Below are 16,955 nucleotides of genomic sequence, written 5' to 3'. Positions count from 1 at the left end.
GCAATACGTGTTTGAAGCTTTACATCTGCTTTGCTAGTAAATTGAAATCAAGCACAACGTCCTCTGTTTTGGAGCGACTTATTTCAATAATTTTTGAATCTCTGCAGATACGGTGACTTTATCGTCATTGACATAGTTTTCATGGTTCATTTCAACTTTGTTGAGCTGGTATTCGTAATTCACCAATAGTCCTGCTGATTGTTTTAAGCCGTTAGCAGAGTTGTCTCCCATCCAGTTTAAGTGGGCGATTTGGGCGCCATTACCCAGGTGAAAACGCGCTACGGCATCCAGCGGTTTTTTTCCGGATTTGGCATCGTGCAGATAGTGGGCGCATAAGCGGGTCAGTAGTGGTTGCAATATCTCACAGCTGGACTGATTGTTGGCCCACTCTGTTTCGTCCATTAGTTGCAGTTGTTGTTGCGCTTTGCTATCAATCAGTATGCTATTTTCATCGGCTCGCTCCTTACGTAGCCACTTGGTAAAGCCAGGTATAGGCGATAAAGTAGCGAATTGTTTGAGCTGTGGAAATTCATTGCGCAGCTCCAGTACCACTTGTTTGATCAAGAAATTACCAAAAGAAATACCTTTTAATCCTTCCTGACAGTTGCTGATACTGTAAAAAATTGCCGTATCAAAATCGTTATTATCAAATGTGGCGATGGCTTCAGCGTTAGGTTCTGCCAATAATTCCTGCACATTACCAGCAATGCCTTTGACTAAAGCTACTTGCACAAAAATAAGCGGTTCATCCTCCAGTGCCGGGTGAAAAAAAGCAAAACAGCGGCGATCATCGGCAAGACGGCGGCGTAAATCCCCCCAGCCCTTCATTTCATGCACGGCTTCATAGGCGATCAGTTTTTCAAGAATATGCGCAGGCGTGCTCCAGCAAATTTGTTCTAGCGTGAGGAAGCCGCGGTTAAACCATGAAATCATCAGATTTTTTAAATCGTAGTCAATACCGGTTAGTTCAGGGAATTCACTGAGGTAAGGTAGCAGTTGACGGCGTAGATCGATCAGCGTAGCCGTACCCTGTGGTGCCATATTGATGCGGCTAAATAGCCGTTGTCGCGGCGATTCCACGGCATGATACAGCGCCCGGTAAGTGTCTCTTGAGGGCGTATTTTTGAAGGCTTCTGCACAATCAAGAATCTGTTTTGGGTCTGCGCCAAACTCGTTGTGCAGCATATGAAAAAAAGCAATTCGGCCTTCATTGTCGAGGTGTAGATAGTTTTTAACAACTTCATGAGCAAGGGCCGTCCCCATGGCTTCACCTTTGCTGGTACAGAGATTGTGGCAGAGGGTGGAGAGCGTGGGTTTTTTATCCTGACGGTTGATTAGCGGTAGGAATTCGCGTCCCGCCTCGGCAATGGAGCTTACCCATTGGCTAAATTTTTTCATTGTTGCTCTCCGGTGCAAAAAATAGAATCTCAGTAAACATATAAACAGCGGTCTAGATAATTGCCTATCTGATCATAGTTTTAACTCTTTATACAGAGTCGTTGTATTTCAAGCATTAACGCATCTATATTGATGGGTTTGCTAGTGAATCCATCCATGCCTGCCTGCTTAGCCGCTTCTTTGTCCTCTGCTCGAACGCTGGCGGTAAGGGCAATGACGGGAACGTGGGGGCGTTGCTGTTCACGTTCATAGGTGCTGATGTTAAGGGTTGCAGTATGGCCATCCATATTTGGCATTTGCACATCCATAAGAATAATGTCAAATACTAGTTCCTTGCATGCTTGTACGGCTTTTTCGCCGTCAGTAACCAGAGTTACTGTATGGCCAAGGCGTGTTAATAAAATATTCAACAGATCGCGGTTTGGTTTAATGTCATCTGCTACTAGAATGCGCAGTGGTGGTAATTTATTGTCAGTGATTGTGGGTATATTCTCTTGGGTGGTTAAGGCTTCAGCGGCCTTTAAGGGTAAGGTAAATGAAAAAGTGCTTCCTTTACCTATGGTGCTTTCAACCCATATTTTCCCCCCATTAATTCAACCAACTGCTTGCTGATAGTGGTTCCCAATCCTGTGCCACCAAATTTTCTGGTCATTGATGTATCAGCTTGAGTAAAGGATTCAAAAATTGTATTTAATCGTTCAGCGGCAATACCTATACCAGTATCACTAACGCTGAATAGTAGATGATCGGTTTGATGTATGGTGTCAATACATATGGAGACACTGCCATGCTCAGTAAATTTTATGGCATTACCAATAATATTAGTTAATACCTGTCTGATTCTATCGGGGGCGCCTCGATAATACGGTTTAAGATGTTCACCAAGTTTTAAATCAAGTTGTATGCCTTTCTTTTGTGCTTGCAGCCATAAAGTGGAAACAACAACATCAACCTCCTGATGAAGTGAAAATGTGCTGTATTCCAGCTCCATTTTTCCTTTATCAAGTTTTGCGCTATCTAAAATATCATTTAAGAGGTGAAGAAGTGATTTGGATGAGCTATTGATTGAGTGTAAGTAACTACTTTGCTTTTCATCTAATGGCGTAGTCGCGAGAACTTCACTAAACCCGAGAATCGCATTCATTGGGGTGCGGATTTCATGACTCATATTTGCCAGAAATTCAGATCTTGCTGCGGCGGCAGCCTCAGCTCTATTCTTTGCTGTTAAATATTCCTGTTCTATAAATTTACGCTCAGTAATATCCATTATAAAGCCGTCAATCCATTTAATTTTGCCATTATCATCGTAAATGTAGTGGCCATTTTCCAGTACCCAGCGGATACTTCCATCACGATGAATTATACGATATTCAATAGTGTATTTTGAATCTTTGCTGGCAAATGAGCATAGATATTCTTTTTCTTCGGGGTGGTATAAGTCAGAGAAATTACGCTTGGGGTTTGGTACCAGAAAATCGCTGGCGGGATATCCTGTTAATGCTTCGGTTGCATCACTAATAAATAGCATTGGCCATTCAGGTGAGTTTATGCAGCGATAAGCTACGCCAGGAATATTTTTTACCAGTGACCGAAACTTGAATTCGCTTTCTTTTAACGTGTTTTCTATATTAATGCGTTTACTGATGTCGGAAATAAAGGCAACAAAGTAATCTTCAGAAACAATGTGAGAGTGTCCAATGGCCACACGGACAGGTATAGAATTACCATTCTTGTGCGTAATAATTGTTTCCTCTTCGATTCCCTGCGAAGTGGATTTTATAGTGGCTAAAAAATTATCAGCGTTAAATTTTTCGATGTTATTAGGTAGTAATTGAAAAATACTTTTTCCTAAAAGCTCCTCTCTATTCCAGCCGGAAATAGTACTTGTAGCAAGGTTTGAATTTATGATGATGCCCTTGTCATTGGTGGTAATGATTCCGTCAACAGTAGTGTCCATTATTGTTTTGATACGATTTTCGCTCGCTTTTGCAGCGAGAGATATGTCCCTGTATTTTAATAAAAGATAAATTCCCTGCACCAGAAATGTGAGGACTATGGTTATAACCGCAACAGCAGCTGCCATAAACTCTGATTCGTTTGCTTGTGTTTCCAATAGTTGGTAATACTCAGGGGTGGCAACAAAGCGAGCAGAAAGCATACCTATGTAATGCATCCCGGATATTGCCAGGCCCATAATAATGGCACAGATAAGATTTAACGAGCGCTCTCGAAATTGTAACCACGGTATATTTTTAGCGCTAAAACGAACCCAAAGCGCGAGGGTCGCGAAAACAATTGCAAATAAAATGGATAGTAAAAAAAGAGTAGGATCATAACGTAATAGCGGAGCCATTTGCATGGCAGCCATCCCGGTATAATGCATTGTGCCAATGCCGCCACCTAATAGCAGCCCTCCCACTGACAGTTGGGAAAATTTGATCGTAGGTTTTTTAAGTATATGAATGGCAATCGAGCAAGCGATGACGCTGGGGCAATGGAGAGAAGAGTGAGCCCTTTGTCATAATCCACCGGGGTACAGAGGTCAAATGCAAGCATGCCGATAAAATGCATCGACCAAACACCGCCGCCTTGAGATATTCCGGCGGCGGCATAAGCTAGGGAGCGATTTAGGGAGGAATTAATGTGAGCGGCCAAGGAAATATTTTGAAACATCATAAAAGATGCAAATATTGCCAACGCCACTGACAGACCTACAAGACCTGAATCATAAGTGCCATAAACAAGAAGATTGTCGTCGGGGATATTGAAAATTGTACTTAGCCAGTTCATCGCGCTCCTGTCTTTGCTTGAATTAACTCGCTGGGGCGTTAAGGGGAGAGCCTGATAGGAGATTTAGTGTATTAAAGGAGAAAGCTAATGATTATATGGCTCAAGGTCAATAGATATTTACTGAAAGATAACGGCCTGGATATTTATTACGTAAAGTTGTAGTGAAGCGCTGTTTTAATTGCATAGTACGTGGTGTATAGCATTTAGGGGGTATGAGAAAAATAGCTGTTTTTCAGGTTGATATTTTCACCCTTCATCATTTGATTTTTATGTAAATAGATAGCATCGGAGAGCTTTATTTTCCCCACGTCTTTATTTAAGAAAACTCTTCGCGTTCAATATTGCTACGCATGTCCTCGCTATGACCTTGGTCATAAAGTCTGGCGGTGTCCAGATGGTTATAGCCTGGATCGAGAGCGCGGTGTAGTAACGCGGCACTGTCTTTGGGTGTCGGTTGCTGGCCATAGATAAAAGACAGTGACATACATCCTAGCCCGATGGGATTGACCTGTTGCGGCCCAAGTTTTCTGTAATCTATCGTCATTAATAGCGGTCCGATGTTTTTCTGGCGAGTGTTGATTGTGTCATCGACTTTGATGGTCTGTCCAGATTTACTCTGGCAGTGTGTAGCGGTTTGCCTCTGTTAAGTGTACTGAGCTCTGGTATGGTTGTATAAGTGGCCGCCGGGTATTAATTTGTATCGTGCGCTTTACCTCATGGTTAGTGCTTTGATTATAGATTTAGTGGCGAATAACTGAGATTGGATAAAAATTTTAATTGGAGATGAGTCATGTACATGATGAGATTTGATATGCGGGTGCCTGGAATGTCGGTAACGCAAATTGCCGGTCAGTATCAGGCGGCAATAGAAATGGCACGGTGGGCTGATGATAAGGAAAGTTTTTCAATTGCTGTATCAGAGCACCACTCTTCTGCTGATGGCTATATTCCAGCGCCACTATTGCTGGCCTCGTCAATGTCGGCAGTGACTAATAACATTGGTATTCTGGTAGCGGCGACACTGTTACCTTTATATGATCCGGTGCGGCTCGCCGAGGAAATGATTGTGCTAGACCACATCAGCCGTGGCCGCGTAGCTTATGTGTTAGGGATAGGTTATCGGCCGGCCGAATACGAACTTTTTGGATTGGATTTTGCCAGGCGAGGCGCTATTGCCGATGAGAAATTAGCGCAGTTACAGGCCGTTTTCAAACAAGCAGTCGCGGCAGAAACCATGCCCCGAGTGACCCCTCAGCCATTTAGTCAGGGGATGCCACCCATTTTTTGGGGCGGTGGCAGTAAGCCCGCCGCCCGTCGTGCCGGTCGTAATGGTTTGGTTTTATGGCGCAGAATAGCAGCCCGGGTTTAGAGGAGGCTTATCAACAAGCGGCCCGTGATGCCGGGCACCAACCGGGCGCCTGTATAATCCCTCCCGATGACATGCCTAATATAGTTTTCGTTCACCCCGATCCTGATCAGGGTTGGGAAGAAATTGGGGAATATATGTTAGCGGATGCGCGTTCTTATAGTGAGTGGAGTAATGAGGCCGGCCTGCAAGCTACGGTAGTGTCGAATAGTAAAACGGTCGCGGATTTAAGGGATGAGCAGGGGCCGTACCGTGTGGTGACGGCTGCAGGTGCGGTTGAATTGATCAACACCTGGGGAAGCTTACCGCTGCATCCACTGTGCGGTGGCATCCCTGCGGAGCTGGCCTGGAAATATTTACGGCGGGTGGCTGATGAGGTTGTACCTGCAATGGCTTCAGTGACAAGCTGAACTTGTTGGCATGGCTTGGTGTATAGGCTAAGCCCAATGTCGCTCAGTTCTCTATCCGTCGATATTCGCTCATTATTCTTCTGCTATCTGCCAGCGTTTCCTTTAAAATAGGCGCATTCTTCGATCACCCAGCCAGCGCTTGAGCTGGTAGCAACGGAATTTACGCCATGAGCAACAAAAAGTATGAAACCTTTATCACCCAGCAGGACAGTAGCTGGACGGCGGGTATTATTCGCCGGGTAACTACCCGTAAAACCACTATTACTAAAAGCCAGGAAGGTTTTGCTAGTGAAGCCGAGGCAATAGCCTGGGCTGATGCAGAGTTAAAAGTGTTGTTGAAAGTGCAGGCTGAGCGTAATCAGCGACACGCCAGATAGCGGAGGGTACATGGATAACAACGATATTTTACGCCGCCTGCGTTATGCGTTGGATTTAAATGACAATACTATGATCAAAATCTTTGGTCTGGCTGACCATGTTGTTACTCGCGAGCAGGTGAGTAATTGGTTGAAAAGAGATGACGATGTCGCCTTTGAAGCTTGTAATGATGTTTTACTTGCCACCTTTCTCAACGGACTGATTAATTTGAAGCGTGGGAAACGCGACGGTGAACAGCCGAAACCAGAAAAGCGTTTAAGCAATAATCTTATTTTTACCAAGCTAAAAATCGCTCTCAATTTGCAAGCGGAAGAAATTTTACAAATTTTGGAATTGGCAGATTTTGTCCTCAGCAAGCATGAATTAAGTGCGTTTTTTCGCAAGCAAGATCACAGGCACTATCGCGAATGCAAGGATCAGGTGTTGCGTAATTTTTTACAGGGTATGCAGTTTAGATACCGTGACAATAAAGAGTTACAGCCTTTAGCTAAGCCTGTGGCGAAGCCCGAAGTTAAACCGAAAGCGAAAAAGTCGAAAACTAAGTGGGGGGGGAATTCCAAGTTTTAGTAAATTTCGAAATCACATAAATGCTTTTTGAAAAAATTGTCTTTTTTTGGTTAGAATATTGTTATGAAATTTTCTTTGGCTCACTGGATATATAATTTAAAAGTCTATCCCTTCAATTAAAATAAACCTGAAAAAATATTAGTCGCAAGCGAATAGTTGTTGGTTGAAGTTGAAGGGGCTGCCAGTAAAACTTATTATGTTGAGTGCCTGTGATGCTGACGGTGCCCCGTTAGTTAAAAAGCCGAGGAGCCGCCATCAACGGCAATGGCTTGCCCGTTTAAATAACTGTTTTCTGGCGCAATCAGCATCAGCATGGCCGTCACCATTTCTTCTGGTTCACCCAGCCGTTTCATGGGTGAGCCTTTGGCGAGCATATCCAGCAAATCGCTATTAATCCCAACACCGTCAGTCACCATCGGTGTTGGGCTGAAGTAAGGACAGATAGCATTGATACGGATGTTATAGCGAGCGTACTCTAACGCGGCGGTTTTGGTGATGCCGACGACTGCGTGTTTAGCGGCGGAGTAGGCGGTCAGTTTGGGCGCGCCACCGATACCTGCTTTGGATGCGACATTAAGAATGATGCCCTCTCCCTGGGTTAGCATTTGTTGAATTTGGTATTTCATCCCAAAGAATACGCCTTTGGTGTTAATGGCAAAGTTGAGGTCCATATCGGCCTCGGTGGTGTCAGTGAGTGATTTCATGACTGACGACATGCCGGCATTGTTAATGGCAATATCGAGTCGGCCAAAATTATCGACAGCGGCAGCAACCAGTGCCGCCACCTCGCTTTCTTTGCTGACATCACAGGACTGAGAAATAATGTTAGGTTGCTCTCCCCCCAGGTTTTTTATGAGCAGCTCAAGCCCCAGGGTATTTCGATCACCAAGGACTAGCTTGGCACCTGCACGGGAAAGTTTTTCGGTTAATAATGTTCCAAATCCACCGGCGGCACCGGTAATGAGTATGACTTTGTTGTTAAAACTTTCGATATTCATACGCTTAATTTCCTTGTGCTTTAAATTGTCATACCGCCGTCTACTACAATACATTCACCATTGGTATAGCTGCCGGCATCTGACACCAGATACAGGACTGTGCCGGCCATTTCTTCAGGTTCGGCATGGCGTTTGAGTGGAATAGTTTTGAGTACCTCGTCATAAATTTCCTTATGCTCAAATAAGGCTCCGGCAAATTTTGTTTTCGTCAATCCGGGTAGTAATGCATTAACTCGTATTCCCAGAGGTCCACACTCTTTGGCGAAAGCTTTGGTCATGTTGACGACGGCGGCTTTAGTGATGGAGTAAATACCTTGCCACTCAGCTGGTTGCAACGCGTTAACCGAGGCGGTGTTAACAATGGCGCCACTGCCTTGTTCGCGCATTAATTTGCAAGCTTCTACAGACATGAAGAAATAGCCGCGAATATTTACGTCTACGGTTTTTTCGAACACAGCCAAATCGGTATCAATAATATGGCCAAAGTAAGGATTGGTAGCGGCATTGTTAACCAGAATATCCAGCCGTGGGTGATTGCTTTTTATCGTGGAAAAGGTGCGTTCAATGTCTTCCATATTGCCAACATGGCAGGCTAGTGCTTCTGCGCTACCACCGCTGGCAATGATGTTATCGGCTACCGCTTGGCAATCGTCAATTTTACGACTGGAGACAATAACATGGGCACCTTGCTGGGCTAACAGTTTTGCTATAGCTTCGCCAATGCCACGGCTGGCGCCAGTAACCAGAGCAATTTTTCCAGTGAGATCAAATAGTGCCGTTTGCATAAGTGCTTCCTGTGATGGTGTTTAACAATGGGTTTAGGGAATGAGTACCAGCTTACCTTTTACCTGACGTTGCATGACCTGAGTCAATGCGATAGCCGTTGCGGATAATGCAAACTCGCCATCGGTGATAACATGAATTTTTTTGTCGTGGTGCCATTGAAAAAGCTCCTGCATATTGTCTGCAAATACCGCGGGTTCGTGCTGGGTAAAACTGCCCCAGAAAACGCCGCTAACACTGTACTCTTTTACTAACGGTAGATTAAGTGTCAGTTGTGGAATTTGACCACTGGCAAAACCGATAATTAATAATCGACCATTGCGTGCCATGCTGCGGCTGCAGGCATTAAAAGCCTCTCCACCTACCGGGTCGAACACGACATCAATCCCTTTGCCGCCAGTAATCTCTTTCAGTGTTGTGCGTAGATCCTGTTCACTATAGTTGATCAGCACATCTGCGCCATTGGCCTCGGCTATCGCCAGTTTGTCGGCGCTGGAACAGGCTGCAATTACCCGTGCGCCCATGGCTTTGCCGATTTGTACTGCGGCAACACCGGTGCCGCCAGCAGCGCCCAGTACCAATAAAGTTTCTCCCGCTTGCAGGTTGCCGCGTTGCTTCAAGGCGTGATGGGCGGTGCCGTGGGCGCAGGCTAAATTGGCTGCATCGACAAAGCTTAAGTCGTCCGGAATAAGGATAACATTGTGGGCAGGGCAAGCCACTTTTTCAGCATAGGCGCCGTAGTTGGAGCTAAAACCGATGACACGGGTGCCGATGGAGAAACCAGTGACTTGCTCACCAATGGCAAAAATTTCGCCAGCGCATTCAATGCCAGGAATAAAAGGCAGTGGTGGTTTGTCCTGATAGAGTCCCTGCACGATTAAAGCATCGGGATAATTAACGCCGGCAGCCTTAACTGCAATCACGATCTCTTTGGCTGCGGCAACAGGGTCGGCGACTTCAGTGTATTGTAATTGCTCGAGCGGTGCGAAGGTGTTGCAGACAATGGCTTTCATAGTGTCATTTTTCCTGTTGTTAAAAACGTGTGGTAGCAGGCAGTCAAAGTCATCTACCTAAAGCAGCGTAACACCATCGCTGATCGTGCGCAGTAACGCAATATCCGAATTCTTCAGATGCTATAACAAATACATTCATGGGTTAAATGGCTATTTTTTAAAGCATCAGGTTAATTAACAATAATATTTAAGTGATTATTTTCGATAAGCTAAAAATAAGGCTTCAAATAATTGTGGTGGTGAATAAAAAACCGTGCGTTGCCCTGGATGTATCACAACCGCACGGGGAGAAATCAGCGTAATTCCCGTCGTAGAATTTTTCCTACATTGCTTTTCGGTAGCTCCTTGATCAACTCGATGAGCGCAGGGACTTTGTAGCCGGTTAATTGCGTGCGTAAAAAATCTCGCAAATGTTGGCTGTCGAAATCTTCATCGCTGGCAACGACTAACAACTTGATTGCTTCGCCGGTTTTTTCACTGGGGGTGGCAATGGCTGCGCATTCCAATACGGAAGGATGCATGCTGGCGATAGCTTCAATTTCATTCGGATATACATTGAATCCTGACACCACAATCATATCTTTCAGTCGGTCGACAATGCGCAAATAACCGTCCGCCTGGATTAGCGCAATATCGCCGGTTTTTAACCAGCCCTCTGCGGATAATACTTCCGCAGTTGCTTCGGGGCGTTGCCAATAGCCCTGCATCACTTGCGGGCCACGCACACATAACTCGCCGGCTGTATCGACCGGCAAAGTGTTACCGCGATCATCGATGACTTTTATTTCAGTGTCTGGCATCGGCAGGCCAACGGTGCCTACCTGGACCTGGCCGGGCGGGTTGGATGAAATCACCGGTGAGGTTTCGGTCATGCCATAGCCTTCAGAAATGGTTACCCCGGTTAGCGCCAGCCATTTTTCACTGCAGTCCGGTGTTAACGCCATGCCGCCGGCGGAGGTGCTGATCAAGGCACTAAAATCCAATTGCCTGAACCCCTGATGCAGGCACAGTGCTTTAAATAAAGTATTAATGCCAACAAAACCGGTGAAGCGGAAGGGTTTGATCGCGGCGACCAGCGCATCAATGTCGCGGGGGTTGGGGATCAGCAGATTGTGCCCGCCGCGAGATAACATGCCGATCAGATGAATAGAAAATGCGTAGATATGATAGAGCGGTAAAGGAGTGACATAAATTTCCATGCCCTCGCGAAAATGTTCAATCGCGCGCTGGGTAAATTGCCGGGTGTTCGCAACCAGATTGCGGTGGCTTAACATTGCCCCTTTGGCGACACCGGTAGTGCCACCGGTATATTGCAAGGTGGCTATTTGCTCGGGTTCGATGTCGACCGGTTCTACCGTTAAGGTGCTACCTTGGGTTAGTACATTGCGCAGCGTGGTGACGCTGATGCCGTTTGTATCTACAGCTTTGGGGTTAGTTTCATTATCCGGCGCAGTGTGCAGATCCAGTGGATCGGTAACAATGACGGTTTCGATTGCGCACTGATGGGCAATAGTTATTGCTGTTTCACTCATCGTCTGCAACGTAATTAACGCTTTGGCGCCGGAGTCCGTAAACTGGTGCAACATTTCTCTGGCGGTGTATAAAGGATTGGTATTCACCACAATCAAGCCCGCGCGCAGCGCGCCGAAAATAACTACCGGGTACTGTAATAAATTCGGTAATTGCACGGCGATACGATCGCCCGGCTGTAACCCGGTGCAATGTTGTAAATAAGCGCTGAAGTGGCGGCTTAGTTGATTGATTTCACTGTAATTAAGGGTATGCCCGAGGCAAGTAAATGCAGGGTTATGCGGATAGCGTTGGCAGGCTTGCTCAAACACTTCAATAACAGTCTGGCCGACGTTCATTAATTGACTCCAAAAAAACGACTCGCTATTGCTGGCATAAAATTGTTCAGCGGGACGTTTGCGATGGTTGTTGCTGAATAAAGAAAGCGGTGTACCCAACTGATCCTTCAGTTGGTTGGGGCGTACACCGCTTGTTCGTTACGAACGATTAACTGCTGCCGCGACAGTTAAAAGTTATAGGTGACTTCGGCGCCGATGATTTGACCTTTCGCCAGTGGCGCGAAGGTGCCGCCCATGGAGTCAGGTAGTTGCGTATCGCCACCGTGCTTCACATCGTTTAGCAGGTTTTTACCATACAGACCAAAGATCCAGTGGTTGTCGCTGCTATGGAAATCAATGCCGGCATCGAGAATTTTCTGATCATTGATAACGCCAAGATTATCATCGGTATACGCCGAATCATCCCGGTAGGCATAGCTGATACGGGAGCTCATATAGCCCCAGTCGCCTAAGTTTAAATCGTGGTTTAGACCAACGCTGTAAGTCAATTCAGCCGCACGGGGCAGGTCGAGCGCTTTGTCGGCACTGTTGATGCCATCGACCCCGTTCAAGTCCGCTTTCACTTTGGTGTATTCGGCATCCAACCAACCTATAGAGGAGGTTAATAGCAGGTTGTCGCTGAGGGCAAAGGCGCCATCAAGCTCAATGCCGAAGATGTCTGCGTCGGCAGTGTTACGGATTAACTGAATGGTACCAATGGGACCTGCGGTATTAAGCTCGCGCTGCATGTCTTCAACTTGGTTATAGAATGCTGTGGCATTGAAACGACCGCGTCCGTATTCAGATTTGTAGCCAATTTCATAATTGTCGACAATTTCTTCATCAAATGGCCCCGGTGTATCAACGGGATCAAAAGACGTATTGCGTAAGTTATAGCCACCGGAGCGATAACCACGTGTCCAGTGGGCATAGATGCGGGCGTCCTGGGAAAGGTTGTATGTGAGGCCTAGTTTGGGAGATACGCTGCTCCAGTTATCATCGTCAACGAAATCAGGAGTACACGTTGCTTCGCCTGCCTCAGGGCTGACAAGGTTGCAGGTGGGGCCTGCTGGTCCAGAAATATTTTGGCTCAGTGAAACGATCTTTGCTCCTTTTTCTTCATAGGTATAGCGTAAGCCCGCATTAAGTATCAGGGTATCACTAAGGTCATAATCCACTGCAGCAAAAACAGCTTTTGTCTCTACATTGTAATAACCGCCGCCATCAAATACGTTAGCGCCTCCGGCTATCAGGCGACGTTCGTGATAATCAACATCGAGTTTAAAATAGTATAAACCGGCAGTGACATGCGCTTTATCAGCGAAGACACCGCTGTAGCGTAATTCATTACTGTATTGTTCGGTTTCGGTCCATGACTTTGAGTGGAAGATCCACACCGGCTGACTGTCAATATCGCCGAAGCTATCGGCTTCGTAGGTTCTCCAGCCAAAAATATTAGTGATGGTACCGTTACCAAAGGCGACATCCTGATTTATTTCAAAAGTCACGAAGTCGGTCTCGGTATCATAGAAGCCTTCTTCATCGATGGATAAGTCATGGCTGTCCCGATCAAAACTGGTAACAACACCTGCCACCCTGAGCCATTGACGTGGTTCTGCCCAGCGGGTCCGTCGCTGTCGTTTACAGCGTGTTCCCAACGCAGGATTAACTCAGTTTCGCTGCTGGGTTTCAGCACACCGACTGTTCGAAACATGGTTTGCTCTACGGCGCCGAAGTCGTCACCGGTGGCTTGATTTTCAAACCAGCCGTCATCGTCGTTATAGTAAGCGGTAAATTTGGCGGCGAACGTATCGGTTATGGGGCCGCTAACCGTACCCATCAGATATTTATTCAATCCATCGCCATCGCCGCCACCATCAACAGCCGCTTTAATGGAAGCTTCAAACTCTTCACTAGGCTTTTTGGTATTCATCAATACGGCGCCACCGGTAACGTTGCGGCCAAACAGCGTACCTTGTGGGCCGCGCAACACTTCAATACGCTCAAGATCAAATACATCGAATACCATACCTGAGGGAACGCCCATATAGACGCCATCAATAAACACACCGACAGTGGGATCAATAGATAAGATCGAGCTGCTAATGCCTAAGCCGCGAATAGAAAAGTTAGCGTAGCCGCGTGCTGAAGCGCCGTCATCCAGAGCAACATTGGGCATGCCTACAGACAGGTTGCTTAAATCCCGAACTTTTAGGGTTTCAATCTGGTCTGCGCCATAGGCGGAAATCGACAATGGTACATCTTGTGAATTCTCTGCACGCTTACGAGCAGTTACCAGTACTTCCTCCAGTAGCGCCGCGCTACTCCCTCGGCGCGCCTCTTGTGCCTGTAGTTGGCTAGCCGCGCCGACACTGGCGATAATGCCAATGGCTAGCGCAAGCTTGTTGAACGGATGTTTGAGCCCGCCCCGGCTGATTGGTGGGGTGCTTGAGTGTTGGACATGGTTTTTCATCTGTGTCTCCTGGTTATTATTTTTTCGCAACAAATTTTTATGGTATTAAAACTGCTATAGAAATCAGCGGTTTAACCGACTAGGAACTGCAAACTACGACTTTATTCTGATACCAGCGCTGAGCTTTGTATTACTGTATTTATTAAGCATGGAGGTTAGCGGAGAACCACTACTGAAAAAAATAACAATTCCCGCCATAGTCAGTTACCAAAAACGCCGTAGCAGCTTGTGGAGCAGTAAATACACTCAATCAGGTGGATATTGGTAAATTAAGTTGCGAATAAATAGTGGTATCGATAACGTTATGCTGGCTTTTAGACCAGTATATTTTTAAATTGAATAGCTATAGTGTTTTTTATAACTATATTTAATGAGTGCAGGGGGCAATAAAGTGACTAACAAGCCCTCCAGGTGTTCGCCCTCTTTGTTGGGTTGTGTTGGTCAATAAGCGCGTGATAAAGAGTAATATTCCTGCTAGCTGGAAAAAATAATGGCAACAGAAGAAATCATCATTCCCACCAGTTATATCACCACACTGCTTAAAGAAGTCAGCGATCGGGGTTACGATCCTTTTCGCTTATTGGCGGATGTGGGTATTGATCCCGCGGCATTAGAGCAGCAGCGTTATTTTTCTGCACTGCATTATGGCAAGTTATATCAGCGCGCTATTGGCGTGATGCAAGATGAGTGGTTTGGTATGCTCAGCGGCGGCAAAATTAGGCCAGGCTCATTTCGCTTATTGTCGCTGTTAATGGTGCAATGTAAAACCTTGCGGCAGGCGTTAATCAGGGCTTGGGAGTTTGGGCAAATTTGCCGCGGTTTTCGTATCAGTATTTTATTGGAAGAGGTAGGTGATGTTGCCCGGGTCAGCTTAGCGCCATTGGATAACCTCAGTCAGGAGGGGTTTAATGAGATTATAAAAAATGTGCGCCCCGTGGTTATTCACACCACTCTGGCCTCCTGGCAACAGCATTGGAGTTGGTTAATTGGCAGTGATTTAAAGGCTGATCGCACCTTGTTCACTTTTACCAAACCGGAACAGGAATGGGAAATGGCGCAGTTCAGTTCGGATGAACTGATCTTTGATTATGTCGTCAATGGTTTCGAGTTTCCCGCCAGTTATCTCGATGCCACTATTATTCAAACTGAAGAAAGTGTTGAAGATTTTTTACGCCGTGCACCTTTCGGTATTGTAATTAATGCGGGCAGCGGACATACCACCAAGTCGCGGGTGATGGCGATACTCAATCAAAATGTTGGGCATAATATGCTAGGCACTGAGCGCGTGGCGGAGCAGCTTTGTATGTCAGTTACTACGTTGCGTCGCCACTTGCAGTTGGAGGGAACAACCTTTCAGCGCTTAAAAGATGAGTGTCGGATGCAGGCCGCCTTTCATTATCTTGCCTCGGCAGATTTGGGTAATCGTGATATAGCTGATCGTCTGGGTTTTGATGAGGTGAGTGCTTTTTTCCGCGCTTTTAAAAAATGGACCGGAGTGACTCCCGGCCAGTATCGCGCTGCCGATAAAGTGATTGCTGGCAGCGAGTAAAGCGGCAAGGCGTTTTTAGTAAGTCACTTTGGTAGGAATTGTAATTGTCTCTGCCTCATAGCTATTTAGAATCTTCCATTCAACCAACCCCGTCCTGTTTCGACTGAAGACGTCAGAATAATGTGTATCGCTGCAAAGGCGGTGGTTGCTATTGATGAGTCTATTGTCCGGTAGCCCTGTAATAACAATCATGCGGCAAGGATAATATCCCAGGGTTGCAGGATGAAAAATTTTTCTTTTACTACCAGTAAAACCATTATCAATGAAATCGGTTCGCTGCAACGGATCGGTGAAGTTTGTCTCAGCCAGGGTATTACTAAACCATTGATTGTGACTGATGCAGGTATTAAGCAGTTGGGTTTGCTTGCTCGTCTCGAACAACAACTGAGTGCAGCTGGATTACCGTTTTACGCGTTTACTGAAGTCATTGCCGATCCACCAGAGGCTATCGTCAATCAGGCGTTGGCGTACGCCAAGGCTGAGGCTGTTGATGGCATTATTGGTTTTGGTGGCGGTAGCTCGATGGATACTGCCAAACTAGTGGCACTGATGGCGCGCTCTGGTGAAGCGCTGGCTGACATTTACGGTGTTGAGCAAGCCAAGGGCAAACGGCTGCCGTTAATTTTAATTCCCACGACGGCGGGTACCGGTTCCGAGGTGACTGCAGTCGCGATTGTCACTACCGGCGAAACGACCAAAATGGGGGTGGTGGCGTCACAGCTCTACCCAGACGTGGCGTTGTTGGATGCAGAGTTGACGGTGGATTTACCGCCGTCGATAACTGCAATGACCGGTGTTGATGCGATGGTGCATGCGGTGGAGGCCTATACTAGTATCCATAAAAAAAATCCCTACACCGATATGCTTGCCCGTGAAGCGTTGCGGTTGCTGTCATCACATATCGTTACCGCTACCCACGATGGCAATAATATTGAAGCGCGTCAGGCGATGTTGTTAGGTGCCTGTTTGGCCGGGCAGGCGTTTGCCAATGCACCGGTTGCTGCTGTCCACGCCTTGGCGTATCCGTTAGGGGGGCACTACCATATTCCCCATGGTTTAAGTAATTCATTGATGCTGCCCCATGTATTGCGTTTTAACGCCCCGGCTGCGCAGTTTTGGTATGCCGAGTTGGCAGAAATTGTGATTCCCCTAAGCGAGCTGGCAGTGTCAGTGAGTGCGCGCTGTGTGCAGCTGGAGCAATACTTTATCGAGTTGATAGCCACTCTGGGTTTACCTGCAACGCTATCTGAACTCAATGTACCGGCGGCGGACTTATCGCTGCTGGCAGCGGATGCCATGTTGCAACAGCGTTTATTAATTAATAACCCGCGCGAGTTATTGGTCAGCGATGCACTGGCGCTTTATCAGGCGGCCTTTTAATAA

Annotated in this window: 17 protein-coding genes; 6 read left to right on the top strand and 11 right to left on the bottom strand. The window is 46.5% G+C overall.

Features of this window, described 5'->3' with window-relative positions; translation table 11 throughout:
* Positions 1-78: 78 nt before the first annotated feature.
* The 5 genes from UNITIG_RS09175 to UNITIG_RS09155 form a co-directional block, all read right to left on the bottom strand.
* Positions 79-1,398 (bottom strand): malonyl-CoA decarboxylase, encoded by a 1,320-nt coding sequence (locus tag UNITIG_RS09175; protein WP_101758109.1) that lies wholly within the window; start codon positions 1,396-1,398, stop codon positions 79-81.
* An 80-nt stretch (positions 1,399-1,478) separates the two neighbouring features.
* Positions 1,479-1,847, bottom strand: a complete 369-nt coding sequence (locus UNITIG_RS23070; protein WP_255399595.1) for a response regulator — start codon at positions 1,845-1,847, stop codon at positions 1,479-1,481.
* A 107-nt stretch (positions 1,848-1,954) separates the two neighbouring features.
* Positions 1,955-3,817, bottom strand: a complete 1,863-nt coding sequence (locus UNITIG_RS09165; RefSeq protein WP_255399469.1) for a PAS domain S-box protein — start codon at positions 3,815-3,817, stop codon at positions 1,955-1,957.
* Positions 3,799-4,188, bottom strand: a complete 390-nt coding sequence (locus UNITIG_RS09160; RefSeq protein WP_101758106.1) for an MHYT domain-containing protein — start codon at positions 4,186-4,188, stop codon at positions 3,799-3,801. Before UNITIG_RS09160 ends, UNITIG_RS09165 begins: the two co-directional genes overlap by 19 nt.
* Positions 4,189-4,504: 316 nt before the next feature.
* Positions 4,505-4,732, bottom strand: a complete 228-nt coding sequence (locus UNITIG_RS09155; protein ID WP_101758105.1) for an aldo/keto reductase — start codon at positions 4,730-4,732, stop codon at positions 4,505-4,507.
* A 252-nt stretch (positions 4,733-4,984) separates the two neighbouring features.
* Here UNITIG_RS09155 and UNITIG_RS23520 point away from each other — a divergent pair, with 252 nt between their 5' ends.
* The 4 genes from UNITIG_RS23520 to UNITIG_RS09140 all read left to right on the top strand — a co-directional run bounded on the left by UNITIG_RS23520 (position 4,985) and on the right by UNITIG_RS09140 (position 6,909).
* Positions 4,985-5,557, top strand: a complete 573-nt coding sequence (locus UNITIG_RS23520; protein WP_200821242.1) for an LLM class flavin-dependent oxidoreductase — start codon at positions 4,985-4,987, stop codon at positions 5,555-5,557.
* On the top strand, positions 5,530-5,964 hold the full coding sequence (locus UNITIG_RS23515) for a hypothetical protein (RefSeq protein WP_200821241.1): 435 nt from the start codon (positions 5,530-5,532) through the stop codon (positions 5,962-5,964). The genes UNITIG_RS23520 and UNITIG_RS23515 overlap by 28 nt, the downstream gene beginning before the upstream one ends.
* 167 nt (positions 5,965-6,131) lie before the next feature.
* Complete coding sequence (locus tag UNITIG_RS09145; RefSeq protein WP_101758104.1) at positions 6,132-6,341, top strand: DUF3622 domain-containing protein; 210 nt, start codon at positions 6,132-6,134, stop codon at positions 6,339-6,341.
* Between the two features lie 10 nt (positions 6,342-6,351).
* Positions 6,352-6,909 (top strand): DUF1456 family protein, encoded by a 558-nt coding sequence (locus UNITIG_RS09140; RefSeq protein WP_101758103.1) that lies wholly within the window; start codon positions 6,352-6,354, stop codon positions 6,907-6,909.
* Between the two features lie 233 nt (positions 6,910-7,142).
* Here the strand turns inward: UNITIG_RS09140 and UNITIG_RS09135 are convergent, their stop codons facing one another.
* The 6 genes from UNITIG_RS09135 to UNITIG_RS09110 form a co-directional block, all read right to left on the bottom strand.
* Positions 7,143-7,907 carry an SDR family NAD(P)-dependent oxidoreductase gene (locus UNITIG_RS09135; RefSeq protein WP_101758102.1) on the bottom strand — a complete coding sequence of 255 codons (765 nt, stop codon included), beginning with the start codon at positions 7,905-7,907 and terminating at the stop codon, positions 7,143-7,145.
* Between the two features lie 20 nt (positions 7,908-7,927).
* Positions 7,928-8,692, bottom strand: coding sequence for an SDR family oxidoreductase (locus UNITIG_RS09130; protein ID WP_101758101.1), 765 nt, complete (start codon positions 8,690-8,692; stop codon positions 7,928-7,930).
* A 33-nt stretch (positions 8,693-8,725) separates the two neighbouring features.
* The gene (locus UNITIG_RS09125) at positions 8,726-9,703 is read right to left on the bottom strand and encodes an NADPH:quinone oxidoreductase family protein (RefSeq protein ID WP_101758100.1); all 978 of its coding nucleotides are present in this window, start codon (positions 9,701-9,703) and stop codon (positions 8,726-8,728) included.
* A gap of 293 nt (positions 9,704-9,996) precedes the next feature.
* Positions 9,997-11,571, bottom strand: a complete 1,575-nt coding sequence (locus UNITIG_RS09120) for an AMP-binding protein (RefSeq protein WP_101759233.1) — start codon at positions 11,569-11,571, stop codon at positions 9,997-9,999.
* Between the two features lie 167 nt (positions 11,572-11,738).
* A complete protein-coding gene (locus UNITIG_RS09115; protein WP_159931128.1) occupies positions 11,739-13,145 on the bottom strand; it encodes a TonB-dependent receptor in 1,407 nt (468 codons plus the stop codon).
* Complete coding sequence (locus tag UNITIG_RS09110) at positions 13,055-14,023, bottom strand: TonB-dependent receptor (protein WP_101758098.1); 969 nt, start codon at positions 14,021-14,023, stop codon at positions 13,055-13,057. Before UNITIG_RS09110 ends, UNITIG_RS09115 begins: the two co-directional genes overlap by 91 nt.
* A 490-nt stretch (positions 14,024-14,513) precedes the next feature.
* Here UNITIG_RS09110 and UNITIG_RS09105 point away from each other — a divergent pair, with 490 nt between their 5' ends.
* Complete coding sequence (locus UNITIG_RS09105) at positions 14,514-15,572, top strand: AraC family transcriptional regulator (protein ID WP_101758097.1); 1,059 nt, start codon at positions 14,514-14,516, stop codon at positions 15,570-15,572.
* Positions 15,573-15,794: 222 nt separating this feature from the next.
* Positions 15,795-16,952 (top strand): iron-containing alcohol dehydrogenase, encoded by a 1,158-nt coding sequence (locus UNITIG_RS09100; protein WP_101758096.1) that lies wholly within the window; start codon positions 15,795-15,797, stop codon positions 16,950-16,952.
* Positions 16,953-16,955: the final 3 nt, after the last annotated feature.

The organism is Oceanicoccus sp. KOV_DT_Chl (genome assembly GCF_900120175.1).
GTDB lineage: Bacteria > Pseudomonadota > Gammaproteobacteria > Pseudomonadales > Dasaniaceae > Oceanicoccus.
The sequence above is the reverse complement of the archived record's forward strand: the minus strand, read 5'-3'. Positions and strand labels throughout refer to the sequence as shown.

What these genes read in the sequence shown, in the direction of transcription:
- UNITIG_RS09175 (WP_101758109.1), bottom strand. Translation starts at nt 1,398, where the DNA reads ATGAAAAAATTTAGCCAATGGGTAAGCTCCATTGCCGAGGCGGGACGC.
- UNITIG_RS09160 (WP_101758106.1), bottom strand. Translation starts at nt 4,188, where the DNA reads ATGAACTGGCTAAGTACAATTTTCAATATCCCCGACGACAATCTTCTT.
- UNITIG_RS09155 (WP_101758105.1), bottom strand. Translation starts at nt 4,732, where the DNA reads ATGACGATAGATTACAGAAAACTTGGGCCGCAACAGGTCAATCCCATC.
- UNITIG_RS23520 (WP_200821242.1), top strand. Translation starts at nt 4,985, where the DNA reads ATGATGAGATTTGATATGCGGGTGCCTGGAATGTCGGTAACGCAAATT.
- UNITIG_RS23515 (WP_200821241.1), top strand. Translation starts at nt 5,530, where the DNA reads ATGGCGCAGAATAGCAGCCCGGGTTTAGAGGAGGCTTATCAACAAGCG.
- UNITIG_RS09145 (WP_101758104.1), top strand. Translation starts at nt 6,132, where the DNA reads ATGAGCAACAAAAAGTATGAAACCTTTATCACCCAGCAGGACAGTAGC.
- UNITIG_RS09140 (WP_101758103.1), top strand. Translation starts at nt 6,352, where the DNA reads ATGGATAACAACGATATTTTACGCCGCCTGCGTTATGCGTTGGATTTA.
- UNITIG_RS09135 (WP_101758102.1), bottom strand. Translation starts at nt 7,907, where the DNA reads ATGAATATCGAAAGTTTTAACAACAAAGTCATACTCATTACCGGTGCC.
- UNITIG_RS09130 (WP_101758101.1), bottom strand. Translation starts at nt 8,692, where the DNA reads ATGCAAACGGCACTATTTGATCTCACTGGAAAAATTGCTCTGGTTACT.
- UNITIG_RS09125 (WP_101758100.1), bottom strand. Translation starts at nt 9,703, where the DNA reads ATGAAAGCCATTGTCTGCAACACCTTCGCACCGCTCGAGCAATTACAA.
- UNITIG_RS09120 (WP_101759233.1), bottom strand. Translation starts at nt 11,571, where the DNA reads ATGAACGTCGGCCAGACTGTTATTGAAGTGTTTGAGCAAGCCTGCCAA.
- UNITIG_RS09110 (WP_101758098.1), bottom strand. Translation starts at nt 14,023, where the DNA reads ATGAAAAACCATGTCCAACACTCAAGCACCCCACCAATCAGCCGGGGC.
- UNITIG_RS09105 (WP_101758097.1), top strand. Translation starts at nt 14,514, where the DNA reads ATGGCAACAGAAGAAATCATCATTCCCACCAGTTATATCACCACACTG.
- UNITIG_RS09100 (WP_101758096.1), top strand. Translation starts at nt 15,795, where the DNA reads ATGAAAAATTTTTCTTTTACTACCAGTAAAACCATTATCAATGAAATC.